This is a genomic window from Aminobacter niigataensis (genome assembly GCF_014200015.1).
Lineage (GTDB): Bacteria > Pseudomonadota > Alphaproteobacteria > Rhizobiales > Rhizobiaceae > Aminobacter > Aminobacter niigataensis.
Genome location: NZ_JACHOT010000002.1, coordinates 387,473 through 407,549, shown reverse-complemented (window position 1 = coordinate 407,549; position 20,077 = coordinate 387,473). Strand labels below are relative to the sequence as shown.

At 61.3% G+C, this 20,077-nt stretch carries 22 protein-coding genes, 1 other RNA gene and 1 pseudogene; 9 read left to right on the top strand and 15 right to left on the bottom strand.

The genetic code is table 11. The features are described from left to right. Window positions 1–130: 130 nt before the first annotated feature. The 3 genes from GGQ99_RS11845 to GGQ99_RS11835 form a co-directional block, all read right to left on the bottom strand. A complete protein-coding gene (locus tag GGQ99_RS11845) occupies window positions 131–433 on the bottom strand; it encodes an Rdx family protein (protein ID WP_183262693.1) in 303 nt (100 codons plus the stop codon). Next, window positions 430–1,212 carry an RDD family protein gene (locus GGQ99_RS11840; RefSeq protein WP_183262692.1) on the bottom strand — a complete coding sequence of 261 codons (783 nt, stop codon included), beginning with the start codon at window positions 1,210–1,212 and terminating at the stop codon, window positions 430–432. The genes GGQ99_RS11845 and GGQ99_RS11840 overlap by 4 nt, the downstream gene beginning before the upstream one ends. 110 nt (window positions 1,213–1,322) lie before the next feature. Beyond that, window positions 1,323–2,072 (bottom strand): YebC/PmpR family DNA-binding transcriptional regulator, encoded by a 750-nt coding sequence (locus tag GGQ99_RS11835; RefSeq protein ID WP_108606549.1) that lies wholly within the window; start codon window positions 2,070–2,072, stop codon window positions 1,323–1,325. A 166-nt stretch (window positions 2,073–2,238) separates the two neighbouring features. Between GGQ99_RS11835 and GGQ99_RS11830 the strand changes: the two genes are divergently transcribed. Beyond that, window positions 2,239–3,045 (top strand): MBL fold metallo-hydrolase, encoded by an 807-nt coding sequence (locus GGQ99_RS11830; protein ID WP_183262691.1) that lies wholly within the window; start codon window positions 2,239–2,241, stop codon window positions 3,043–3,045. A gap of 7 nt (window positions 3,046–3,052) precedes the next feature. On the opposite strand, the gene GGQ99_RS11825 is transcribed toward GGQ99_RS11830, so the two are convergent. Then, window positions 3,053–4,486 (bottom strand): GGDEF domain-containing protein, encoded by a 1,434-nt coding sequence (locus tag GGQ99_RS11825; protein ID WP_183262690.1) that lies wholly within the window; start codon window positions 4,484–4,486, stop codon window positions 3,053–3,055. Window positions 4,487–4,680: 194 nt separating this feature from the next. Then, entirely contained in the window at window positions 4,681–5,385 is a 705-nt protein-coding gene (locus GGQ99_RS11820) for a glutathione S-transferase family protein (protein WP_183262689.1), read from the bottom strand. Window positions 5,386–5,515: 130 nt separating this feature from the next. On the opposite strand from GGQ99_RS11820, the gene GGQ99_RS11815 reads away from it, so the two are divergent. Next, entirely contained in the window at window positions 5,516–5,860 is a 345-nt protein-coding gene (locus GGQ99_RS11815) for a winged helix-turn-helix transcriptional regulator (RefSeq protein WP_108606553.1), read from the top strand. Window positions 5,861–5,881: 21 nt separating this feature from the next. Here the strand turns inward: GGQ99_RS11815 and GGQ99_RS11810 are convergent, their stop codons facing one another. After that, window positions 5,882–6,205 carry an ArsR/SmtB family transcription factor gene (locus tag GGQ99_RS11810; protein WP_108606554.1) on the bottom strand — a complete coding sequence of 108 codons (324 nt, stop codon included), beginning with the start codon at window positions 6,203–6,205 and terminating at the stop codon, window positions 5,882–5,884. 50 nt (window positions 6,206–6,255) lie between these two features. Between GGQ99_RS11810 and GGQ99_RS11805 the strand changes: the two genes are divergently transcribed. After that, window positions 6,256–6,741: an SRPBCC domain-containing protein gene (locus GGQ99_RS11805; protein ID WP_108606555.1), complete on the top strand. Its 486-nt coding sequence runs from the start codon at window positions 6,256–6,258 to the stop codon at window positions 6,739–6,741. A gap of 11 nt (window positions 6,742–6,752) precedes the next feature. Next, on the top strand, window positions 6,753–7,115 hold the full coding sequence (locus tag GGQ99_RS11800; RefSeq protein WP_183262688.1) for a VOC family protein: 363 nt from the start codon (window positions 6,753–6,755) through the stop codon (window positions 7,113–7,115). Window positions 7,116–7,166: 51 nt separating this feature from the next. Here GGQ99_RS11800 and GGQ99_RS11795 read toward each other — a convergent pair whose 3' ends face one another. From GGQ99_RS11795 to ssrS, 5 genes are all read right to left on the bottom strand, one after another. Then, window positions 7,167–7,877: a DNA helicase gene (locus GGQ99_RS11795; RefSeq protein ID WP_183262687.1), complete on the bottom strand. Its 711-nt coding sequence runs from the start codon at window positions 7,875–7,877 to the stop codon at window positions 7,167–7,169. A 221-nt stretch (window positions 7,878–8,098) separates the two neighbouring features. Then, complete coding sequence (locus GGQ99_RS11790; RefSeq protein ID WP_183262686.1) at window positions 8,099–8,860, bottom strand: TerC family protein; 762 nt, start codon at window positions 8,858–8,860, stop codon at window positions 8,099–8,101. 215 nt (window positions 8,861–9,075) lie between these two features. After that, complete coding sequence (locus GGQ99_RS11785) at window positions 9,076–9,900, bottom strand: TIGR00282 family metallophosphoesterase (RefSeq protein ID WP_183262685.1); 825 nt, start codon at window positions 9,898–9,900, stop codon at window positions 9,076–9,078. Window positions 9,901–9,908: 8 nt separating this feature from the next. Then, window positions 9,909–10,496: a 5-formyltetrahydrofolate cyclo-ligase gene (locus GGQ99_RS11780; RefSeq protein WP_183262684.1), complete on the bottom strand. Its 588-nt coding sequence runs from the start codon at window positions 10,494–10,496 to the stop codon at window positions 9,909–9,911. A 90-nt stretch (window positions 10,497–10,586) separates the two neighbouring features. Further along, a non-coding RNA gene (ssrS, locus tag GGQ99_RS11775) (6S RNA) lies at window positions 10,587–10,742 on the bottom strand. 344 nt (window positions 10,743–11,086) lie between these two features. Here ssrS and GGQ99_RS11770 point away from each other — a divergent pair. Together GGQ99_RS11770 and GGQ99_RS11765 are read left to right on the top strand one after the other, a co-directional pair. Beyond that, on the top strand, window positions 11,087–11,926 hold the full coding sequence (locus tag GGQ99_RS11770; protein ID WP_108606562.1) for an AAA family ATPase: 840 nt from the start codon (window positions 11,087–11,089) through the stop codon (window positions 11,924–11,926). A 268-nt stretch (window positions 11,927–12,194) separates the two neighbouring features. After that, window positions 12,195–12,641: a GNAT family N-acetyltransferase gene (locus GGQ99_RS11765; protein ID WP_183262683.1), complete on the top strand. Its 447-nt coding sequence runs from the start codon at window positions 12,195–12,197 to the stop codon at window positions 12,639–12,641. Window positions 12,642–12,680: 39 nt separating this feature from the next. On the opposite strand, the gene GGQ99_RS11760 is transcribed toward GGQ99_RS11765, so the two are convergent. After that, window positions 12,681–13,766, bottom strand: a complete 1,086-nt coding sequence (locus GGQ99_RS11760; RefSeq protein ID WP_183262682.1) for a glycoside hydrolase family 25 protein — start codon at window positions 13,764–13,766, stop codon at window positions 12,681–12,683. A 228-nt stretch (window positions 13,767–13,994) separates the two neighbouring features. On the opposite strand from GGQ99_RS11760, the gene GGQ99_RS11755 reads away from it, so the two are divergent. Together GGQ99_RS11755 and msrB are read left to right on the top strand one after the other, a co-directional pair. Further along, window positions 13,995–15,185: a vWA domain-containing protein gene (locus GGQ99_RS11755; RefSeq protein WP_183262681.1), complete on the top strand. Its 1,191-nt coding sequence runs from the start codon at window positions 13,995–13,997 to the stop codon at window positions 15,183–15,185. Window positions 15,186–15,282: 97 nt separating this feature from the next. Next, window positions 15,283–15,687: a peptide-methionine (R)-S-oxide reductase MsrB gene (gene msrB / locus GGQ99_RS11750; protein WP_108606565.1), complete on the top strand. Its 405-nt coding sequence runs from the start codon at window positions 15,283–15,285 to the stop codon at window positions 15,685–15,687. A 99-nt stretch (window positions 15,688–15,786) separates the two neighbouring features. On the opposite strand, the gene GGQ99_RS11745 is transcribed toward msrB, so the two are convergent. The 3 genes and pseudogenes from GGQ99_RS11745 to GGQ99_RS11735 form a co-directional block, all read right to left on the bottom strand. Next, window positions 15,787–16,149: a hypothetical protein gene (locus GGQ99_RS11745; RefSeq protein ID WP_183262680.1), complete on the bottom strand. Its 363-nt coding sequence runs from the start codon at window positions 16,147–16,149 to the stop codon at window positions 15,787–15,789. 71 nt (window positions 16,150–16,220) lie between these two features. Then, window positions 16,221–16,343, bottom strand: a pseudogene (locus tag GGQ99_RS11740) (DUF2312 domain-containing protein); the annotation flags it as partial. A gap of 228 nt (window positions 16,344–16,571) precedes the next feature. Next, on the bottom strand, window positions 16,572–17,492 hold the full coding sequence (locus tag GGQ99_RS11735; protein ID WP_183262679.1) for a hypothetical protein: 921 nt from the start codon (window positions 17,490–17,492) through the stop codon (window positions 16,572–16,574). A gap of 246 nt (window positions 17,493–17,738) precedes the next feature. Between GGQ99_RS11735 and GGQ99_RS11730 the strand changes: the two genes are divergently transcribed. Next, window positions 17,739–20,042: an ATP-binding protein gene (locus GGQ99_RS11730; RefSeq protein WP_183262678.1), complete on the top strand. Its 2,304-nt coding sequence runs from the start codon at window positions 17,739–17,741 to the stop codon at window positions 20,040–20,042. The last annotated feature ends 35 nt before the right edge of the window (window positions 20,043–20,077 follow it).

Below are 20,077 nucleotides of genomic sequence, written 5' to 3'. Positions count from 1 at the left end.
CTGTTCCGTTCCTGTGGATTTTCCGGGCAACGCGCGTGCCGTGCGGTGCGGTCCCATGCCCTGGTTGCGCAGGAAATGGAACTTATCTGTGGCGCTGTCGCGGGCCCTGCACGATTTCCGCAGCGGCCGCTCAGGCCGGGTCCTTTGCCTTATGGCCCTTGCGGTCGGAATGGCCGAGGTCGCGCTCGGGGTCGATCATGTCGCGCACCAGCTGCTTGAGCTGGGCCGCGTCGGGGAAACCGCCGTCGCGCTTGCGGTCCCAGATCAGTTCGCCGTTGCAGGTGACGGTGAAGATGCCACCGGTGCCCGGCACCAGCGTCACTTCGCCGAGTTCCTGGCCAAAGGTCGAGAGCAGTTCTTGCGCCATCCAGCCGGCGCGGAGAAGCCACATGCACTGGGTGCAATAGGTGATGCGGATCTGGGGAAGGGTCATCGTGTCCTCAATACGCTCGTTCCAGCGATGCGGTCATAGATCGGATCGCGCTTCTTGGAAACCGAAACGATGATCCAGATCAGCCAGGCGATCTGGATCAGACTGGTGATGGCGGTCGTCACGATGTAGCCTGCGCTCAGCATTTCAGAAACATCTGCACCATCAACGAACAACGAGTTCTCCCACCAGAACGCTGCGATGAATGCGGGGATGACACCGATCATCATTGCCAACTGGCGGGTAACTGCCTTTCGCAACGGTATGCCAACAGTTGATGTCGATTGGACATCTACCGTCCGGATGTTGAGCGCCTGCTTGCCAATCGTGGCACCTCGCCGAGTTTCCATCAGAACGAGATAGGCAAGAAACACTAGGGCTCCGACCCAACTCACATCGAATGCGTCGACCTGGCGACCATCCGGTCCAAGTGAATAGTGCCAGGAAGACATGGATGTCGTGCCGTCGCCCTGGCCGCTTTTGACTACCGTCAGGGCTCGCCAGGCGTTGAGCCCAAAAAACGACGCAGTGCAATCCACACTCAATGTAAAATCGGCGGGGGATGATGGCTCAAGCGTCTGTGGAAGCTGGTTCACCGGCTCGCAGCTAAGGAAAGTCAATCCAAGATTGCCCTGTACTGCGCCATTGGTCTGCAGAAACAAGACGGCTATCAAAACTTGTATTGGTACCAGCAGTATGGCGGCAACGATGGAGTCGATCAGCAACGCGCCTACGCGCCGCCAGAAACCCGCTCGGGCTGGAGCGCCCTCGGTACTTGTCATCTGGATAGTCCCCCTCACCGAAAATGAGGCTTAACCATCCAATTCTGAAACGCAATTGGCGCCCTTCGGCATTCTCCGAAAGGCGCCAATTATATTGTTTACATTGTTGCTTACGCCGCGCTGAGCTTGGCGAGCGTTGCTTCGTCGACTTCGAAGTTGGCGTAGACGTTCTGCACGTCGTCGTCGTCTTCCAGCGTGCCGACCAGCTTCATCAGCGACTGGGCCCGCTCTTCGTCGACAGGGATGTTGTTCTGCGGCTTCCAGATGATCTTCACCGACTCGGCGTCGCCGAGCGAGCTTTCCAGCGCCTTGGACACTTCGCCGAGGTTTTCGAAAGCGCAGGTGATGGTGTGGCCGTCCTCGTCGGACTGCACATCATCGGCGCCGGCCTCGATCGCGGCGTCCATGACCTTGTCGGCGTCGCCGGCCTTGGCGGCATAGACGATCTCGCCGACGCGGTCCCACATGAACGAGACCGAGCCGGTTTCGCCCATCGCACCGCCGGACTTGGTGAAGGCGGCACGCACGTTGGAGGCGGTGCGGTTGCGGTTGTCGGTCAGCGCCTCGACGATGAGGGCCACGCCACCCGGGCCGTAGCCTTCGTAGCGCACTTCTTCGTAGTTCTCGGCGTCGCCCATCGAGGCCTTGGAGATGGCGCGCGCGATGTTGTCCTTGGGCATCGACACGGCCTTGGCGTTCTGTACCGCCAGGCGCAGGCGCGGGTTCATTGTCGCGTCGGGCACGCCGGTCTTTGCGGCAACGGTGATTTCGCGCGCGAGCTTGGAGAACATCTTGGACCGCACCGCATCCTGGCGGCCCTTGCGGTGCATGATGTTCTTGAACTGTGAATGGCCGGCCATGGGACCCCTGTTTGTCGCTTCGGCAGTGTTTGAATGGGCCGCCTTATAGATAAATCGGCTCAATACGTCCAGAGTTTCGGGCTTTCAGGCACTCGCGAAAACGTGACTACGCGCCGCTTGCCTCGGCTGAGATAGTGCGGCCACGCCCCGAACGCACGAGAGCGCCATGCCCGTCCGCCTGTTCGCTGCCTGCCTTGTCGCCCTGTTTGCGCTGGCTCGGCCTGCCGCTGCCGCCGAAGACCCGGTGCCGAGCAGATGCATGGCCATCGCCGAGGCCCTGCCCAAGGCCACCTACGCCAGCTTCACCCCGGCGCAGGCCTTCATCGATGGCGACGTCACCATCACCTATGCCGGCCACTCGACCTATGTCATCGAGACGCCGGGTGGCGTGCGCATCGCCACCGACTATAGCGGCCTCTACGGCTCCAACCCGCTGCCGCGCATCGTCACCATGAACAAGGCGCACCGCACACATTACACTGACTTCCCCGACAAGGGCATCGACCACGTGCTGCGCGGGTGGAACCCCGATGGCGGGCCGGCCAGGCATGCGCTGGTGGTGGATGATGTGTATGTCCGCAACGTGCCGACCGACATCAGGCGCTTCGGCGAGATGGAGGCCAACGGCAATTCGATCTTCATCTTCGAGGTTGCCGGTCTGTGCATCGGCCATCTCGGCCATCTGCACCACCGGCTGGAGGACGCACATTACGGCGCCATCGGCCGGCTCGACGTGGTGATGGTGCCGATCGACGGCGGCATGACGCTGTCGATCGACGCGATGACCGAGATCACCACGCGGCTCTACTCCTCGATGATCCTGCCAATGCACCGGCATGCGACGCCAATGGCCGAGTTCACCGGCATGATGGGCGACGGTTTCGCCGTCGAGTTCCGCCCCAGCCGCTCGCTCAAGGTGTCGCTCAGATCGCTGCCCGCGCGGCCAACGATCATCGTTCTCGAAGGCATCTGAAGGCTTGTCAGCTGCGGACGCGGACCTGGTTGCGGCCGCCTGCCTTGGCTTCGTAGAGCGCCTGGTCGGCGGCCGCCAGCATCGCGTCGATGGATGTTGAGGCATCTGCCTTGTGCGCCGAGACGCCGATGCTCACCGTGAATTTCAGCGCTTCGCCGGAGGGCAGTGCCACTTCGGTGGCCTCGACCGCAAGCCGTATGCGCTCGGCCAGCGCCGTCGCCTCGATCATGTCGGCCAAGGGCATCAGCACGGCAAATTCCTCCCCGCCCAGCCGTCCGATCAGGTCAGCCGCGCGCAGGTGCTTCGACGCCTGCGGGAAGAAGGCTTTCAGCGCAGCGTCGCCGACACCGTGGCCGTACTCGTCGTTGACACGCTTGAAGTGGTCGAGGTCGATCATCAGCACGGCGATGTTGCCGTGGCCCTGGATGAGTTCGTCCAGCCGCGCCTGTCCGCGCTCGAAGAAGGCGCCGCGTGAGAGCGCCCCGGTCAGCGCATCGTAGTTGGCGATGTGCTGGAGCCTGGCGATCAACTCCCGGCGTCCGGTGTTGATGCTCGCCACCGTCAGCGGCCCCAGCGCCATCAGCGCGATGCCGAGGCGGATCGAGTCGAGCGAGCGGATGGGGTCCGCCGGTGCTGCGAGATCGACGAGACCGGCGGGTATCGAGATCAGCAGCCAGATGCACAACAGCAGGGTCATCACGGAGGTGGTGAACAGGCTGTAGGTGAGCGCGCACCACAACAGGGCCGGGATCGGAAAGGCCAGTGCCCCTGGACCGCCGATCAGCACGCCTCCAGCGACGGACAGGATGAGGGCAAGACATGGGGCGCCCCGCAGCATGGTTTCCAGCGACAGGCCGTCGGAAGGCGGCCAGCGTACGGACAGCGACCGAACCCCGGGAAATGTCAGTATCGCCGGCAGGATCACCAGGGTGTTGACCAATTCGGTGACGAACCACAGCTTGAACCCGACCGCGAAGGTGCGGTCGAACAACAGGCCAACTGCACCGCCGCCCGCAAATGCGGCGGCCACCGCTGCCATGCAGCAGATGCCGAAGAGATAGAGGACGGAGACAGGGTGCTGCAGCTTCCTGTCGTTCTCGCTGACGAGGCGGAACAGCATATAGCCCGTGATGGCGGAAACCATGTTTGCTGCGGTCAGCCACGCCGTGACATACCAGCCGCCACCGGTCAGAAAGTCCGCTGCGACGTAGCCGACGAAGGCCGCCGCCCAGCCGGCCGGGCCGGCATAGCGCGGATTACGCACCATCATACCGAGCAGAATGGCGTTGGCCGGCCAGAAACTGGCGAGAAAGCCTACCGGGCGGGTAAGGATCCCAAACAGGGCGGCGGCGAATATAACGCCACCGACGATCAATATGCCGGGTATCCGCTGCGCCGCGTTCGGTGCGGCGAGCCGGCTTTTGGCCTCAGTTACAGACATCGGACCCTAAATACGTGTTGCAGACGTCCCTTGATGCCTATGGTTGCAGCAAGGGGTTCAAAACGCCTTAACGCATATCAGGAATATCGAATATCGAAGCAGTTTCGCCAGGCTTTCTGCGGTGCCGGCTGCGATGCTCGTTTCGGGCAAGCACGCTCCCCCATGAAATCCACGGGGGAGCGTCTGCAAGGCGGTCAGGCGGCCAGTCGTGTGTCCAGTTCCTGCACGGTCAGTTGTCCGCGAAAGCCGCCGGACGATGTGTGCGGCGTCTCGTCCTCGATAGCGTGGGCGAAGATGACCGCCGGATCGGCTTCGAGCCTGGCCATGTGCTTGTGGATGCCGGGGAACTCCCTGGCGATATCGAACAGGCCGAGGTCCTCGCCCCAGCGGGCGATGCCGATGAAATAGGCGTCGCCCACGGTCTTCGCGTCGCCGACCAGCCACTCCCGGCCTTCGAGCACACCCTGCAGATAGCCATAGGCTTCGGCCGATTTTTCACGGGCGAGACGGCGCAGGAACGCCTTGCCGGCATGGTCGTCCTCCTCCAGCTTGTAGGCATTCCAGCCGTAGCCGAGGGCCGAATGCAGGGTCGTGTGCAGGTAGGAGAGCATCCAGTTGAGTTCGTCGAACTTCTTGGTGCCCTGGGCGAAGCCCAGCCCCTTGTCGAGGCCGCGCGCGGCGATGCTGTGCAGGATCGCCAGGCTCTCGGTCAGCGGTTTGCCGTCCTTGGTGATCATCGCCGGTGTCTGTCCCAGCGGGCTCACCGTGGCGAAGCTGTCGGAGCGTTTCGAGAGCATGTCGATGCGGTGCAGGCGGTAGGGCTGGCCGAGCCATTCGAGTGCCACGATCGAGCCGAAGGAGCAGCCGTGGGGCACGCCGTAGAAGAGCACAGGTTCCATTTCACGTCCCTTTTGAATTTGGGCCGCGATCCATTCGCGGCGTGCCTCAGAAGCTATGCATTGCTTTCGTTTCAGCAAGTACCTACAATTTTGTAAGGTACTGACTTCAAAGTAAGAATTGAGGAATTCCATGGCAAAGATGCAGCCAGAAAGTTGTGGCCTCGGTCCCGCCTTCCAGGTCATCGGCGGCAAATGGAAGGCGCTGATCCTGTGGCTGGTGCACACCGAGCCGCGCCGCTTCGGTGAGTTGAAGCGGCTGGTCCCCGACATCAGCGAGAAGATGCTGATCCAGCAGTTGCGCGAGATGGAGGCCGATGGCCTTGTTCACCGCGAGGTGTTCCACGAGGTGCCGCCAAGGGTCGAGTATTCGGCTACGCCGCTTGGCCAGTCGCTCGACGATGCTCTCGTTCCACTTGCCAACTGGGGCAAGGAGCATGGCGCCGCCATCGAGGCGCGCAAGACGAAGGTCGCCTAAGCTGCAATAGCTGAGGTCCGCTCAGCCTTCCAGGTCGAGCTTCAGCCGGTCGAGAATGCTCATCGCATGGCTGGCATATTCACTGATCCAGCGGTCGTGAATCTGCTTGATCGGCAGCGAGTTGAGGTGGTTCCAGCGCTCGCGCCCCTCACGCCGGGCGACCACCAGATCTGCCTCCTCCAGAACCTTCAGGTGCTGCATCACCGTGCAGCGGTCCATGTCGTCGAAGCGTTCGCACATGGCGCCCGTGGTGAGCGGGCCATCCTTCAGACAATCGAGCATCAAGCGCCGGCGCGGATGAGCCAGGGCTTTGAAAACATTGTCATCTTTCGAATCGATTGACATGTTATGTTTTTATAACACATTATCGCGAAGTGCAAGCAGAGGAGATCACAATGTCCCTTGGATTCAAGGTTTCGGGCCGGATAGCCAAGCCAGTCCATGAGGTGTTCGACGCGGTCGTCAACCCGACGAAGCTCAGCGCCTATTTCACCACCATCCGCGGCGCCAGCGCGCCGCTGGTCGCAGGCACCACGGTCACCTGGTGGGGCTCGGTGCCGGTCGAGGTCGAGGAAATCGAACAGGACAAGCGCATCGTGCTGCGCTGGGATGCCGAAGTTTCCGAGGGCCAGCCCGCCTACAAGACGAGGATCGAGATGGGCTTCGAAGTGCTCGAGGACGGATCGACCTTCGTCACCATCGGCGAGTCGGGCTGGGTCGAGGACGCAGTCGGGCGCAAGGCGTCCTACGGCAATTGCGAGGGCTGGGCCGAGATGCTGTCGGCGATGAAGGCGTGGCTCGAATACGGGATCAACCTGCGCGAGGGCTTCTATCCCTCCGAGATGCGCGGCGAGCTGCCGACGACGAGCGAGCGCAAGTGAGGAGCGGGAACATGAGTGCAACAATCGAAGGCGGCATCAACATCGCGATGAAGGTGCCGAGCCACCAGTATGAGGCGACGATCGCCTTCTATCGCGACGTTGTCGGCCTCGAAGGCATTCCGGAGAAGGCGCCTGCGGTCGGCTTCAAGCTCGGCCCGAACCAGCTCTGGATCGACGAGGCTCCGACCATGAGCCAGGCCGAGGTCTGGCTGGAGCTGTTCACGCCTGATTTCGCCGGCACGCTCAAGCAACTCGGTGATGCCGGTGCGGTGCGGTGCGACCCGATCGAGCCGCTGGGCGAGAGCTTCCGTGGTGGCTGGATCATGAACCCGGCCAACATCGTGCACATGGTGCGCGAACCCGACGCTTGGTGAGCGCTGCCCACAGCGTCTCGGGCGACGGCGATTGCTCGCCGCCCGATCTCGTCAAACTGTCTGGAACCGCACCTCGCCCTGGTTCAGGAAGCATGCCTTGTCGAACAGCTTGAGGTCGAGCGGATTGGGCAGCCTGACATCGTCCAGGTCCGGCACCGCTTTCGCTGACGGATCATAGGTGCGGTCGATCTGCGAGATCATGATGACGATCAGTCCCTTGTCGCGCGCCAGTGACTTCAGCGCCTGAACCTGATCCATCAATGCCGGGTTCTCGCGCTTCTGGTCGAGCAGTTGCAGATAGTCGACCACCACCACGGTTCCGCGTGGCGCCATGGCCATGCGCCTGGCGATATGGGCGGCGCTGATCGTGTCGGAACTGTCGAGTTCGAACAGGCCACCGAACTGCGCCCTGTCGGCGCCGATGGAGCGAAAGCGGTCGAGCACTTCGCTCTCGGTGTATTCCAGCGTGAAGAAGGTGCTGCGCTGGCCCCCCTTCATCGCCTCCACGGCAAGTTCGAGCCCCATCAGCGTCTTGCCCTGGCCCGGCCGCGCGCCGAGCAGCACCAGGTCGCCGGGCGCGAGGCGCGCAAACAGCTTGCCGGCCGGCCGGGTGGCCGCTGATGTGGCGGCGAGCAGGCTCCATGCGCCAAAGCCTTCTTCGGCCGCGATGCGGTCGAGCGCCTGGTGCAGCGGGATATGGCCGGTCCTGGCGAGAAGCCTGGCCTTGCGCTTCAGCGTGGGAATGGGTGCGGAAAGTTTCATCCGGCGAACCTCCTATCGCGAGCAGTCGTCGCAACCCCTCCTTATGCAAGCGCTCGAACAGTTGGCTCGGAAATCGAGACACCCTGCACGAACTGTACTTTCCCGGCGGAGGGGGGAGGCGTGGGCGGCGCCAGAATCAGATGATAACCCAGAATTCGGCGGCCTGAAATCGGCGCGGAAACGAAAACGGCGGGCACTTGGCCCGCCGTTTGTGTTGTCCGTCAGTGGCCGTCGCTGCGTTGCTGCCTGCGGCGGTTCCGCTGCAGCATGTTGAGGCCCTCGACCAGCGCCGAGAAGCCCATGGCGGCGTAGATGTAGCCCTTGGGAACATGGTAGCCGAAGCCGTCGGCAATCAGCGTCATGCCGATCATCAAGAGGAAGCCGAGCGCCAGCATGACGATGGTCGGGTTCTTTTCGATGAACTGGGCGAGCGGGGTCGCCGCCAGCAGCATCACCGTCACGGCCACGATCACGGCGATGTACATGATGCCGATCTCGTCGGTCATGCCGACGGCGGTGATGATCGAGTCGATCGAGAACACCAGGTCGAGCAGCAGGATCTGGAAGATCGCCGCGCCCATCGAAAGCTGCAGCGTGCGCGACACCATTTCGTCCTTTTGATCCTCGGGGTCGACCGAGTGGTGGATCTCCTTGGTCGCCTTCCAGACCAGGAACAGGCCGCCGGCGATCAGGATCAGGTCGCGCCAGGAGAAACCGTGGCCGAAGGCGGTGAACACCGGTGCTGTCAGCGCAACGATGAAGGAAATCGTGGCAAGCAGCACCAGGCGCATGATCAGCGCCGCGCCGATGCCCAGCCGCCGCGCCTTGGCGCGCTGGCCTTCCGGCAATTTGTTGGTCAGGATCGAGATGAAGATCAGGTTGTCGATGCCGAGCACGACCTCGAGCGCAATCAGGGTCAACAGCGCCACCCAGGCGGTGGGGTCGTTGACGAAGGCGAAATACGGCGCCAGGAATTCGATCATCAGAGTGTCCCCGTGTTCTTCTAAATGGCAATCGAGCGGCCGCGGGGCCGCTCTCGCTGCATCGACCCGAAAATCGAATAGATTTTCGGAAAGCACGATGCGCAACTAAAAAGTGTTGGAGCGGCCTTTGCACGGCCTACCGGGCCGCGCAAAGGCCGCTCTAACATTTGCTGACGTGTTGGGGCAAGTAAGTATCCACCGGCCCCTCGTCAATGTCAGGACCAGAAGGAAGGCGCGGTTTCTTCGAGCCGCGGGCCGCGGCGCAGCGGCGCGATCCGCTCGGCGAGGCCGGTGCGGTCGGAGATGTCGATGCCGACGCCGCAGATCGTCGCCGGCCCGTTGGCTGCCTCGAACCTGCCTTTCGGCACCTTGGAGAGGAATCGGTTGAGCGGCTCCTCCTTGTCCATGCCGAGCGAGGAATCGTAGTCCCCGCACATGCCGGCGTCGGTCAGATAGGCGGTGCCGCCGTTGAGGATCTGGTGGTCGGCGGTCGGCTGGTGGGTGTGCGTGCCGACGACGAGGCTGGCACGGCCGTCGACGAAATGGGCGAAGCACATCTTCTCGCTCGTCGCCTCGGCATGGAAGTCGATCACCACCGCGTCGGCCTGCTCGCCGAGCGGGCAGGCGGCCAGTTCGCGCTCGCCGGCCTGGAACGGATCGTCGAGCTCGGGGTGCATGAACACCCGGCCCATGATGTTGGACACCAGCACGCGGGCGCCGTTCTTGGCGATGTAGAGCCCCGAGCCGCGGCCGGGCGTGCCCTTGGGGAAATTCGCCGGGCGCAGGAAGCGGTCCTCGCGCGGCGCAAAGGCCAGTGCCTCGCGCTGGTCCCAGACATGGTTGCCGGTGGTCACGACGTCGGCGCCGGCATTGATGGTTTCGCGGAAGATCTCCTCGGTGATGCCGAAGCCGCCGGCGGCGTTCTCGCCGTTGACGATGACGAAATCGAGCCGGAAATCCGAGATCAGGCCGGGCAATTGCGCCCACACCGCCGTACGGCCCGCCTTGCCCACCATGTCGCCCAGAAAAAGAAGTCTCATGAAATCATCTACAATTCAGGGGCGAAGCGACGCAACCCGCTTTCGGTCAGTATTTCGGGGATGATGACGTCATGGTTCTCGTCGGGAACACGCTCGACTTCCTGGCAGTCGAAGGCGATGCCGATCAGCCTGGGCTCGATGCCCTTGTCCTGCAGCTTGGAGATCGCCCGGTCGTAGTAACCCGCGCCATAGCCGATGCGGTGGCCGCGCGCGTCGAAGGCGGCCAGCGGCACCAGCATGATCTGCGGGTCGAGCACCTCGGCCTCCTCATGCGGTCCGACGGTGCCAAAGCCCATGTCGACCATCGGCGCGCCGCGCACCAGTTCGCGGAAGACGATGGTGTGCTTGTCGAGGATCGCCGGCAGGCAGAGCCGCGCGCCATGCTCACGCAGGGCAAACATCATCGGACGCACGTCGACCTCGGAGCGCATCGGCCAGAAGCCGGAAACGATGGTGCCGGGCTCGAACTGGATGTTGTCGCGGGCGGTCTCGGCCATCTCCAGCGACGCCTCGATGCGCCAGAACTCGTCGAGCCTGTCGCGACGGGCCAGCGCTTCCTTGCGCAACTGCTTCTTGATCTCGCGGTGGGAAGTCATGCGGGAGGGCAACCGGTTCGTTTCGTTGCCCGTGTTTCGCATATCGGCAACAGTGGCTGCAAGCAGCTATCGTTTGCCCAAAAGGAGAGGTGACGATCCACACGACCGGTGGAGAAGTCGATCCCGGAGACCTACAAAGTAGGTGGGCGCCGTGTGAAAAGACCCACGGGTCTTCCCAGGGACAGCTCCCTAAGGATCGTTAAGGCCCCGGGGAAAATGCTCTCCTGCCGGGAAGTGCAGACCGTCCAGACCAATATAGGCGCTGTGGCGGCGATGCGCCATGGCAATGGGGCCGTTGAGGCAACGATATTTGGGGGCAGGATGAGTTTGGACCGTAGCTGAAGCCGCAACATCACGGCATGGACTGGCACGAGAAGGGTCCAATGCCAACCGCCACCTCGGAGATTGGCGGCAACGCCTATGCGTTCGTCATCCTCGGGCGGAGCAGGAGCGCAGCGAACTGCGCAGACCCGGGGATCCATGCCGTGACACTGAAGTCGCTCGGCGGTGCAGAATACTGCCGCTCCCATCAGGCTTGCGCGCACTAGCTCTGCTCCTTAGGGTCGCCGCGATAGTTACGAGGAATTCGCATGCGTTTTGAAGGTACGTCGGCCTATGTCGCCGACAAGGATCTGATGGTGGCGGTCAATGCGGCGATCGCGCTGGAGCGGCCGCTGCTGGTCAAGGGCGAGCCCGGCACCGGCAAGACCGAGCTGGCGCGCCAGGTTGCGGCCGGCCTCGGCCTCGAAATGATCGAATGGAACGTCAAGTCGACCACCAAGGCGCAGCAGGGCCTCTACGAATACGATGCGGTTTCGCGCCTGCGCGACAGTCAGCTCGGCGACGGCCGCTTCAACGACATCAAGAACTACATCAAGCGCGGCAAGCTGTGGGACGCCTTTGCGGCCGGCAGGAAGGTTGTGCTGCTGATCGACGAGATCGACAAGGCCGACATCGAATTCCCCAACGACCTGTTGCAGGAACTCGATCGCATGGAGTTCTTCGTTTACGAGACCGGCGAGACGATCCGCGCCGACGTGCGCCCCATCGTCATCATCACCTCGAACAACGAGAAGGAACTACCCGACGCCTTCCTGCGGCGCTGCTTCTTCCACTACATCCGCTTCCCCGACGTCGACACGCTGCACAAGATCGTCGAGGTGCATTATCCCGGCATCAAGCAGAACCTAGTGCGCGCGGCACTGACCCAGTTCTACGAGATCCGCGACGTGGCCGGCCTCAAGAAGAAACCGTCGACTTCCGAGGCGCTCGACTGGATCCGCCTGCTCGTCGCCGACGATGTGGCGCCGGAAGATCTGCGCGCCGACCCCAAGAACGCGCTGCCCAAGCTGCACGGCGCTTTGCTCAAGAACGAGCAGGACGTGCATCTGTTCGAGCGCCTGGCGTTCATGGCCAGACGGCAGGGGTGATCTGAAAGATCATGCGTTGCAGGTATCCCCACCCCTAACCCCTCCCCACAAGGGGGAGGGGGATTCTTGTCCACGACCGGCCAGCTCTGGCCATCGTGGTGGTGCGAAGGGTGCCTGTTAGTTCCCCTCCCCCTTGTGGGGAGGGGTTAGGGGTGGGGGTATACCCCGCGTAGACTCGGCCAGCGCATTTCCGTCCTGTGGACCGTTGGCCGCGCAGCTCCGCTCGGGCAGTTTGCCGCGCAATCAACCAATCACCGAAGGCAAAGCCATGACCGACATCGCCATTCGCCCGCTTCAGCTCGCCGACCATGCCGAATGGCGCCGGTTGTGGACCGCCTATCTCGATTTCTACAACACGGTGCTTCCCGAGAATATCTACGAGCTCGCCTGGAAGCGCCTGTTCACTGCAGGCGAGTTCGAGCCCAAGGGGCTGATCGCCATCGTCGACGGCAAGGCGGTCGGGTTGACGCATTACCTCTATCACCGCTCGGGCTGGTCCGAGGCCAACAACTGCTACCTGCAGGATCTGTTCGCCGACCCGGCATCGCGCGGCAAGGGCGTCGGTGCCGCCCTGATCGAGGCGGTCAGGCAGGAGGCGGCGAAGATCGGTGTCACCAATGTCTACTGGATGACCCACGAGACCAACGCCACGGCGCGCAAGCTCTACGACCGTGTCGCCCGCTGTACCGGTTTCATCGAATACGACCTGCTCTAGGATTCAGCGGGCGCTGAGCGGCCGCTTCAGGCGGTCGTTTCAGCCCGCTGACCTCGACACCCACCGGTGCCAGTCGCTGGCGCTGCCGCGGAAGACGTTGAGGTCGATCTTGCCTTCGACGCCATGCGACAGGCCCGAGCCCGAATACTGCCAGAACACCCATTTGCGGCCGGGATAGACCTTGGATGGGGGCTCGGCGACGGCGCGGAGCCAGAACGGATAGTCCAGGAATTCGCCGCGGAGGTTATCGCGGTAGAAGTCGGGCGCGGTATAGATGATCGGGCGCTGGCCGTAGTGGCGCTCCAGCTTGTCCATGAAGACCTGCATCTTCTCAAGCGTCTTTGCACGCGACAGGCGGCGCTTGCAGCTCGACTCGCCATTGTATTCGACGTCGATAACCGGCGGCAGCGCACCGGCGACCTTCGGCACGTTGCGGATGAACCAGTCGGCCTGCTCGCCGGCGGTGCGGCACCAGTAGAAGAAATGATAGGCGCCTCGGCGCAGGCCGGCGGCCTCGGCGGCGCGCCAGTTCTTCCTGAACATCGGATCGAGATGGTCGCCGCCGTCGGTCGCCTTGATGTAGGCGAAGTTGGCGCCTTGCGTGCGCAGCTTTGGCCAGTCGATCTCGCCCTGCCAGCGCGACACGTCGACGCCGTGGACGGCAAAATTCCTGGGCGACGCGGCCTTGCCGAAATTGATCGGCTTGGCGTCGCGGAAGCGGCGGCCATAGATCTGGCCCGGCGCAAAGGGCGTGGCCTTCATCGGGTTGGACGGAGCGATCAGCGCGATCGGCTTGGTGTCGGGTGTTGGAACGGTGTCGAGTTCGATCCGCGGTGCCGCCATCGCCACCTGCACCGGTTCTTCGGTCACCATCGTCGCCGGCATGGGCGGCGCCACCAAGATACCAGCCTGCGGCATCGGGGCTGACATGGCCTGCTGGACCGGCATGGAAGGCGCGGCTGCGGCGATGTCCGCCTGCGGCACCGGGCTCGCCGGGCGGGCGACCGAAGCGGTCGTTTCCTTCGACGGGCCAGACGACATGATGTCGCTGAGCCCCATGCTCGAGGTGCAGCCGGCCAAGGCCAGGCTGGCGAGAACGATCGCTGACGCCGCTGAGAAACGCATAGGTACCCGTACGCAAGAACAACTCGGATCGGAGGCAGACTCGCCCCCGCTTCCCCACTGACGGCAATTGCTAACGGGAAATTACCAAGAAAGACTGAATCCGATTTTTACTTTAATTAGATATTGGGTGTTGCAGGCATGCCAAGGCGCCGATGCCAGCGATTGCTGGACACGGCTGCGGCATCGGCGGACTTGCCTGTGGGATCGCGCCGAAGCAAAGTGCCCGGCATGTTCATACCCTTCTTCCTCGAACTCAAGGCGGCCAAGGTTCCGGTGTCGCTGCGGGAATATCTGGCGCTGCTCGAGGCGCTCGACGCCGATCTCGTCAGCTATGACGTTGAGGGCTTCTATTATCTCGCCCGTGCCGCACTGGTGAAGGACGAGCGCCATATCGACCGCTTCGACCAGGTTTTTTCGCATTATTTCAAGGGCGTCGAGGCGGTGTCGGGCGAGGGTGGCGTCGATGTCGCCAACATTCCCGAGGAATGGCTGCGGCGGCTGGCCGAAAAGACCCTTAGCGACGAGGAGAAAAAGTTGGTCGAGGCGCTCGGTGGCTTCGAAAAGCTGATGGAGACGCTGAAGCAGCGGCTGGAGGAGCAGAAGGGTCGCCACCAGGGCGGGTCCAAATGGATCGGCACCGCCGGCACCTCGCCCTTCGGCGCCTATGGCTACAATCCCGAGGGCGTGCGCATCGGGCAAGCCGAGAGCCGACATCGCCGCGCAGTCAAGGTGTGGGACAAGCGCGAGTTCAGGAACTTCGACGATTCCGTCGAGCTCGGCACGCGCAACATCAAGGTGGCGCTCAAGCGCCTGCGCCGCTGGGTGCGCGAGGGCGCCGAGGAAGAGCTCGACCTGCCCGGCACCATCCACGCCACCGCCGACCACGGCTATCTCGACGTCAAGACGCGGCCCGAGCGGCGCAACGCGGTCAAGCTTTTGATGTTCTTCGACGTCGGCGGTTCGATGGACGACCACATCAAGGTCGTGGAGGAGCTGTTCTCGGCGGCGCGCGTCGAGTTCCGCCAGCTCGAATATTTCTACTTCCATAATTGCCTCTACGAAGGTGTGTGGAAGGACAACCGGCGCCGCCATGCCGAGGTCCTGCCGACGCTCGACGTGCTCCACAAATACGGCCACGACTACAAGGTGATCTTCGTCGGCGACGCCTCGATGAGCCCCTACGAGATCGCCTATGCCGGCGGCTCGGTCGAGCACTGGAACCCCGAATCGGGTGCCGCGTGGCTGCGCCGCGTGCTTGACCAGTGGCCAAATGCCGTCTGGCTCAACCCGACGCAGGAAAAGCACTGGGGCTACACCAGCTCGATCAAGATGATTTCCGACATCTTCGCCAACCGCATGTACCCGCTGACGCTGGCCGGGCTCGAAGCGGCAACGAAACAGCTGTCGCGCAAACACTGATCCGGCTCACCATGAAGTGATGCCCTGTCAGGCGGTGCCTCTCGTAACTATCTGTGCGAAGAACGCGATCAAGAAAAACAAGCCCGGGAGACCCTGAATGGACGCCAAGACCTATCCCGTCACCCGCACCGACGCCGAGTGGCGCGCGATGCTGACCCCCGAGCAGTACCAGGTGATGCGCAACCACGGCACCGAGCGGCCGGGCAGCTGCGCGCTGCTTCATGAGAAGCGTGCCGGCACCTTCACCTGCGCCGGCTGCGACCAGCCGCTGTTCGAATCCAAGCTCAAGTTCGAGAGCGGCACCGGCTGGCCGAGCTTCAACGATCCTGTCGAGGGGTCGGTCGAAAACACCGTCGACCGCAGCTACGGCATGGTGCGGACGGAATGTCATTGCGCGCGCTGTGGCAGCCATCTCGGCCACGTCTTCCCCGACGGTCCGCCGCCGACCGGCCTGCGCTATTGCATCAACGGCGTGGCGCTGAATTTCAAGCCGGCAGCCTGATCGCTGGTAAATCGGCCCGAAATCGGATTTTTTCGGAAAGCACGATGCGCAGATTTTGCGTGGGAGCGTCCTTTGCGCGCCCAATGGACGCGCGGCGCTCTAAAGCAGGCTGGCGAGGATGATCCACACGGTGGCGCCGAGCTTCACCGTGTTGGCGTTGTGGTTGCCGCTGACGTCAGCGGTGCGCAGCACGCTGCCATAGAGGAAAAGATTGTAGGGCAGGGGCAGCAGATGGACTGCCACGGCAAGCAAGGCCGAGCCCTTGGCCGCCAAGATGGCGAGCGCGACGATCGTCGTGGCGACGTTGATCAGGCTGCCGACGGTGACCATGTCGCGCCAGAACAGCTGGCCGAGCGGCATCTCGCCATGCCAGCGGCGTGAAAAGAACGCCGCCAGGCCATTCGGCCCGGCTCGTGCCGGACCGGTATTGTCGGAAGGATGGAACTGCCCTGTACCTGTCATCGCTCATGACCTCGCACCGCCTTTGACCGGCGAACGGTGCCACCCGAGCTTCGGGATCGGGCAGCCAGCTATCACACCATGCCGAGGGCAGCTTTGTACAGGTCGAGGATCGCCTCGGCCTCGTCGCGCTCGGCCTGGTCCTGCTTGCGCAGGCGGATCAGCGTGCGGACAGCCTTGGTGTCGAAGCCTTTTCCCCCCTATGCGGATTTGTAGCCTATGTTCCTGGCTCTGACGGCAGCAGTCGGGGGCGGCGCGCCCCCAAATAGCGCTGTAGCCGCCCCCGACTGCGGGGCAATTAGGCTGTTCGGCACTCATTGGATTGCCGAGCTACATCGCCCCGGATCTAGAAAGCTGGAAGCCGATGCCGAGGGACACGAGGAGCCGGGGTTCCAAGTGCCTCAAGTCGGCATGGTAGGTGAACTCTATTCGTTTTCGAACGTCCACTGTGCGATGCCGAAATGATCGGCAACAATTTGGGCAAGCGCATTCTTACGCAACGTCTTGTTTGCGATGGTGCCAGCAGTTGATTTCGCGGCCTCCATTTTGCCCATGGAGACGAGTGCGAGGGCTCCGAGCATCACATTTGCCGCATCTTTTGGATCGTTGACCGGACCGCCGTCAGGTGGGGACTGAATCAATTTGAGCCAGAGCCAAGTCGTGGCGTGGTCGAGAACATAGTTGCGGCCTCCGGAGTTTTGCGGCGACAGTTGCTTGTCCAGCGTTTGAACGTTTTTGGCTAGGATATGAGACAGAACACGTGATGAGGCGTGATAGTTCTTATGCGTTCGCTCTGGACATTGCGATCCACCGTAACGGCACATCCTTGGATGATGGTCGACAAATCCGATGGTAGCCTGTTCTAACGATAAATCGTGCGCAAACATAATCTCGGAGGTATTGGTTCCATTCCAGAACCACTTTCCTGCAACCAATTTGATCGGCCCATCATCGACTGCGGGGTTGTATTGGGCGACCAAACCATTTGGCAGCGAAGCTCCGGGCATACTCACGAGCAATCGATACGCAGGTGGTTTGTACTTCGTGATTGCCTCCACCCAGTAGAACTCCATTCCTGACACGAGACGGGCCCATTCGAAGCAAAACTCGACATTTCCATAGATTGAGCCATCCGCCCAGCTGTTTGCCGAGGTCCAAACGACAGGAAGCCTAGACTTGTTCAGCTTGCTTTCGTCGTACACCAGTCGTGCGGCAACTCGTCCGTCTTCTATTGATTTCAGCGCATCTTGCATGTGCATTATGGTGCGAACCTCCCGCAGTTCGAACACCCGATTCTCCATGGTGGCGGGCATCTTCGCTGCATACTTGGTCCATTCCGGATACATTCTTCTGCACTCCAAAATCTCAGTTTGCGCTCGCAGTTGTTAAGTAGTCTTGCTTTGTCTGATCGTCACTGCCAAGTCCAACGGTGTCCGGAGCAAGCGAAAACTGAACGCTATTGCTTTTGGGACCCTGCGTACCGATACGTGTTGCACGGGACCACAAGTTCGTCCTTGCTGAGGACAAAGCCGTTCAGCAAGTCTGCGACAATCCCGCCATAGCCGCCAGCCGAGTGTTTTGGGACCTATCCAGTGACATACGACTTTTCAGCCCTTTCAGCCGCGGACTTCGAAGATCTGTCGCGAGATCTAGTCGGGCGAGAGCTGGGCATACGATTTGAGGCTTTCACTCAAGGGCCAGACTCCGGCATGGACGGGAGGCATGCCACCGGTGGAAACAACACAATATTGCAGGCGAAGCACTACGTTGGCTCTCGAAGCGCGGACTTGAACCGAACAATGAAACGAGAGCGGGCAGCGATAGATCGGTTGGCTCCTCAAAGATATATTCTCTCGACTTCTTGCAGGATCACTCCAAAAAACAAGTCGATCCTGGCGGCCATTGTTGGACCTGCGTTGCAGACTGAGGCGGACATCGTCGGTCCTGGTGACCTGAATGGGCTGCTTCGCTCGCATCCGGATATCGAGAAATCTCACCTGAAGCTTTGGCTGTCACAAACCGCAGTGCTTGAACGAGTTCTACGTGCTGCTGCTTATCGGTTTAACTCGATTACGCGCCAGGAAATTGAAGAAAAGGTTCGTGTTTACGCCCCAAACCCGAGCTTTGACGAGGCGCGTCTCAAACTCGATCAGCACCATCTATTGATTGTTTCTGGTCCGCCTGGTGTCGGGAAGACAACACTGGCCGAAATGCTGGCTTATGCCCATATGGCAGAGGACTGGGATCTGGTGGCAATTCGCAGCTTGGACGATGGGTTCGCGGACTTCGATGAAACCCAAAAGCAAGTATTTTATTTTGACGATTTCCTCGGCCGCGTGGCGCTCGACAAGAGCGCTCTAGCAAAGCTTGACTCCGACCTGGCGCGCTTCATCAAGCGTGTTCAGAAATCGTCGAATACACGGTTCATTTTGACCACTCGCGCACCAATTTTCGAGGAAGCTAAACATCACTCTGAGCATCTGGCAGATGAGCGTCTTGACATTAGCCGATACTTGCTTGATGTCGGCGTTTACACGCGACGGATTAAGGCGCGTATTCTCTACAATCATTTATTAGTTACTGGAACACCGCAGTCGCACATCAATACATTGATTGTGAGCGGCATGTTGCCTAAGATTGTTGATCATAGGCACTACAATCCGCGCCTGATTGCGCTCATGACTGAAGGCAGTAGGATTGCAAATCACGATCCGGCGAACTATCCGGCAGCATTCATTGCGGCCTTGGATAACCCTACCCAACTTTGGGACCTGCCGTTCCGCAAGCACATCCCAACAACCTGCCGAAACCTGCTGCTGACGCTCTTTTTCTGTGATCAATTTGGCGCAGATATTGATGTCTTGAGGGAGGCTTTCGACGCATTTAATGCGGAGCTCTCGCGCCATTTCGGCACTGCTCACAATCCAAAAGATTTTGAGGAGTCTTTGAAGATTCTCGAAGGTGGCTTTATCACCATTCGGGGGCGTGAAGTTAATTTCGTAAACCCGTCCGTCAGAGATTACCTATCTGCCTATCTCGACGACCTTACGCTCCTCAATCTGGCAGCGAAGTCGGCCAAGCGTACCGAGTGGGCCCGACGTGTCTGGCAGCACAGTCAACGTCTCGGCATACACAAGACAAAGGACTCTTCGGAGGCGGCGGCCTTGGCCCTCAACTTCAGAGTGGTTGCCGAGGCTTTCCTGAGCCTTCCAGTTCAGAAGCGTGTCGAGACGCGTCATGGCTTTGGGGACACGATGGACGGGCTCTCGAACACAGATCGAATTGAGCTCCTTGCCGAGTGGTGGTTCGCCAGCCGAGAACCGCGTTTTGTCGAGCTAATCGAGGCCCTCGCAGCATCTCCGGTACAGGGATGGGATAGTTGGCGAGACGGAGGCGATCTGTTCGGGATCGTCTCCAAGCTTCGCGACTCTGACTGGCTAGGGGAGCTGCCAAACGCGCTAGTGACTGCAAAAAGGGTTGAGGACGGGGCTATCGAGTTGCTCGAAAGCCATTCGTATGCGCCCGAAGACTTAACCCGGTTCTTAGATGCCGAAGAGGAGTGGCGCGTGGGGCTTGGGGAACGGCTCATCGAAGTTCTCTATGAGGCAATTGAATCTGAGTTCCGCGATGTAGCTGATACGGTTCGCTATATGGACACCGAGTCAACTCTAGAGGAGCACGTTGAAATGCTAGAAGATCTTGCAAAGCGTGCATCGATCCCGACTTCGGTTTTGAACGAAGCCAAGGATATCGCATTGCGGAGAAAATATGAACTCGAAGATAGAAGCAGCTACAGTGCTTCTTACTCGAGTCGCAACGTTGATCGAGGCGGAGACAGCTTTGATGATGCCGCTCTTTCGAACCTGTTTGCGCCACTACTCCGCGACAACGGTTGAAGGAAGTTCAAGAAGTCCAAAAAAGCGGTGGGGGC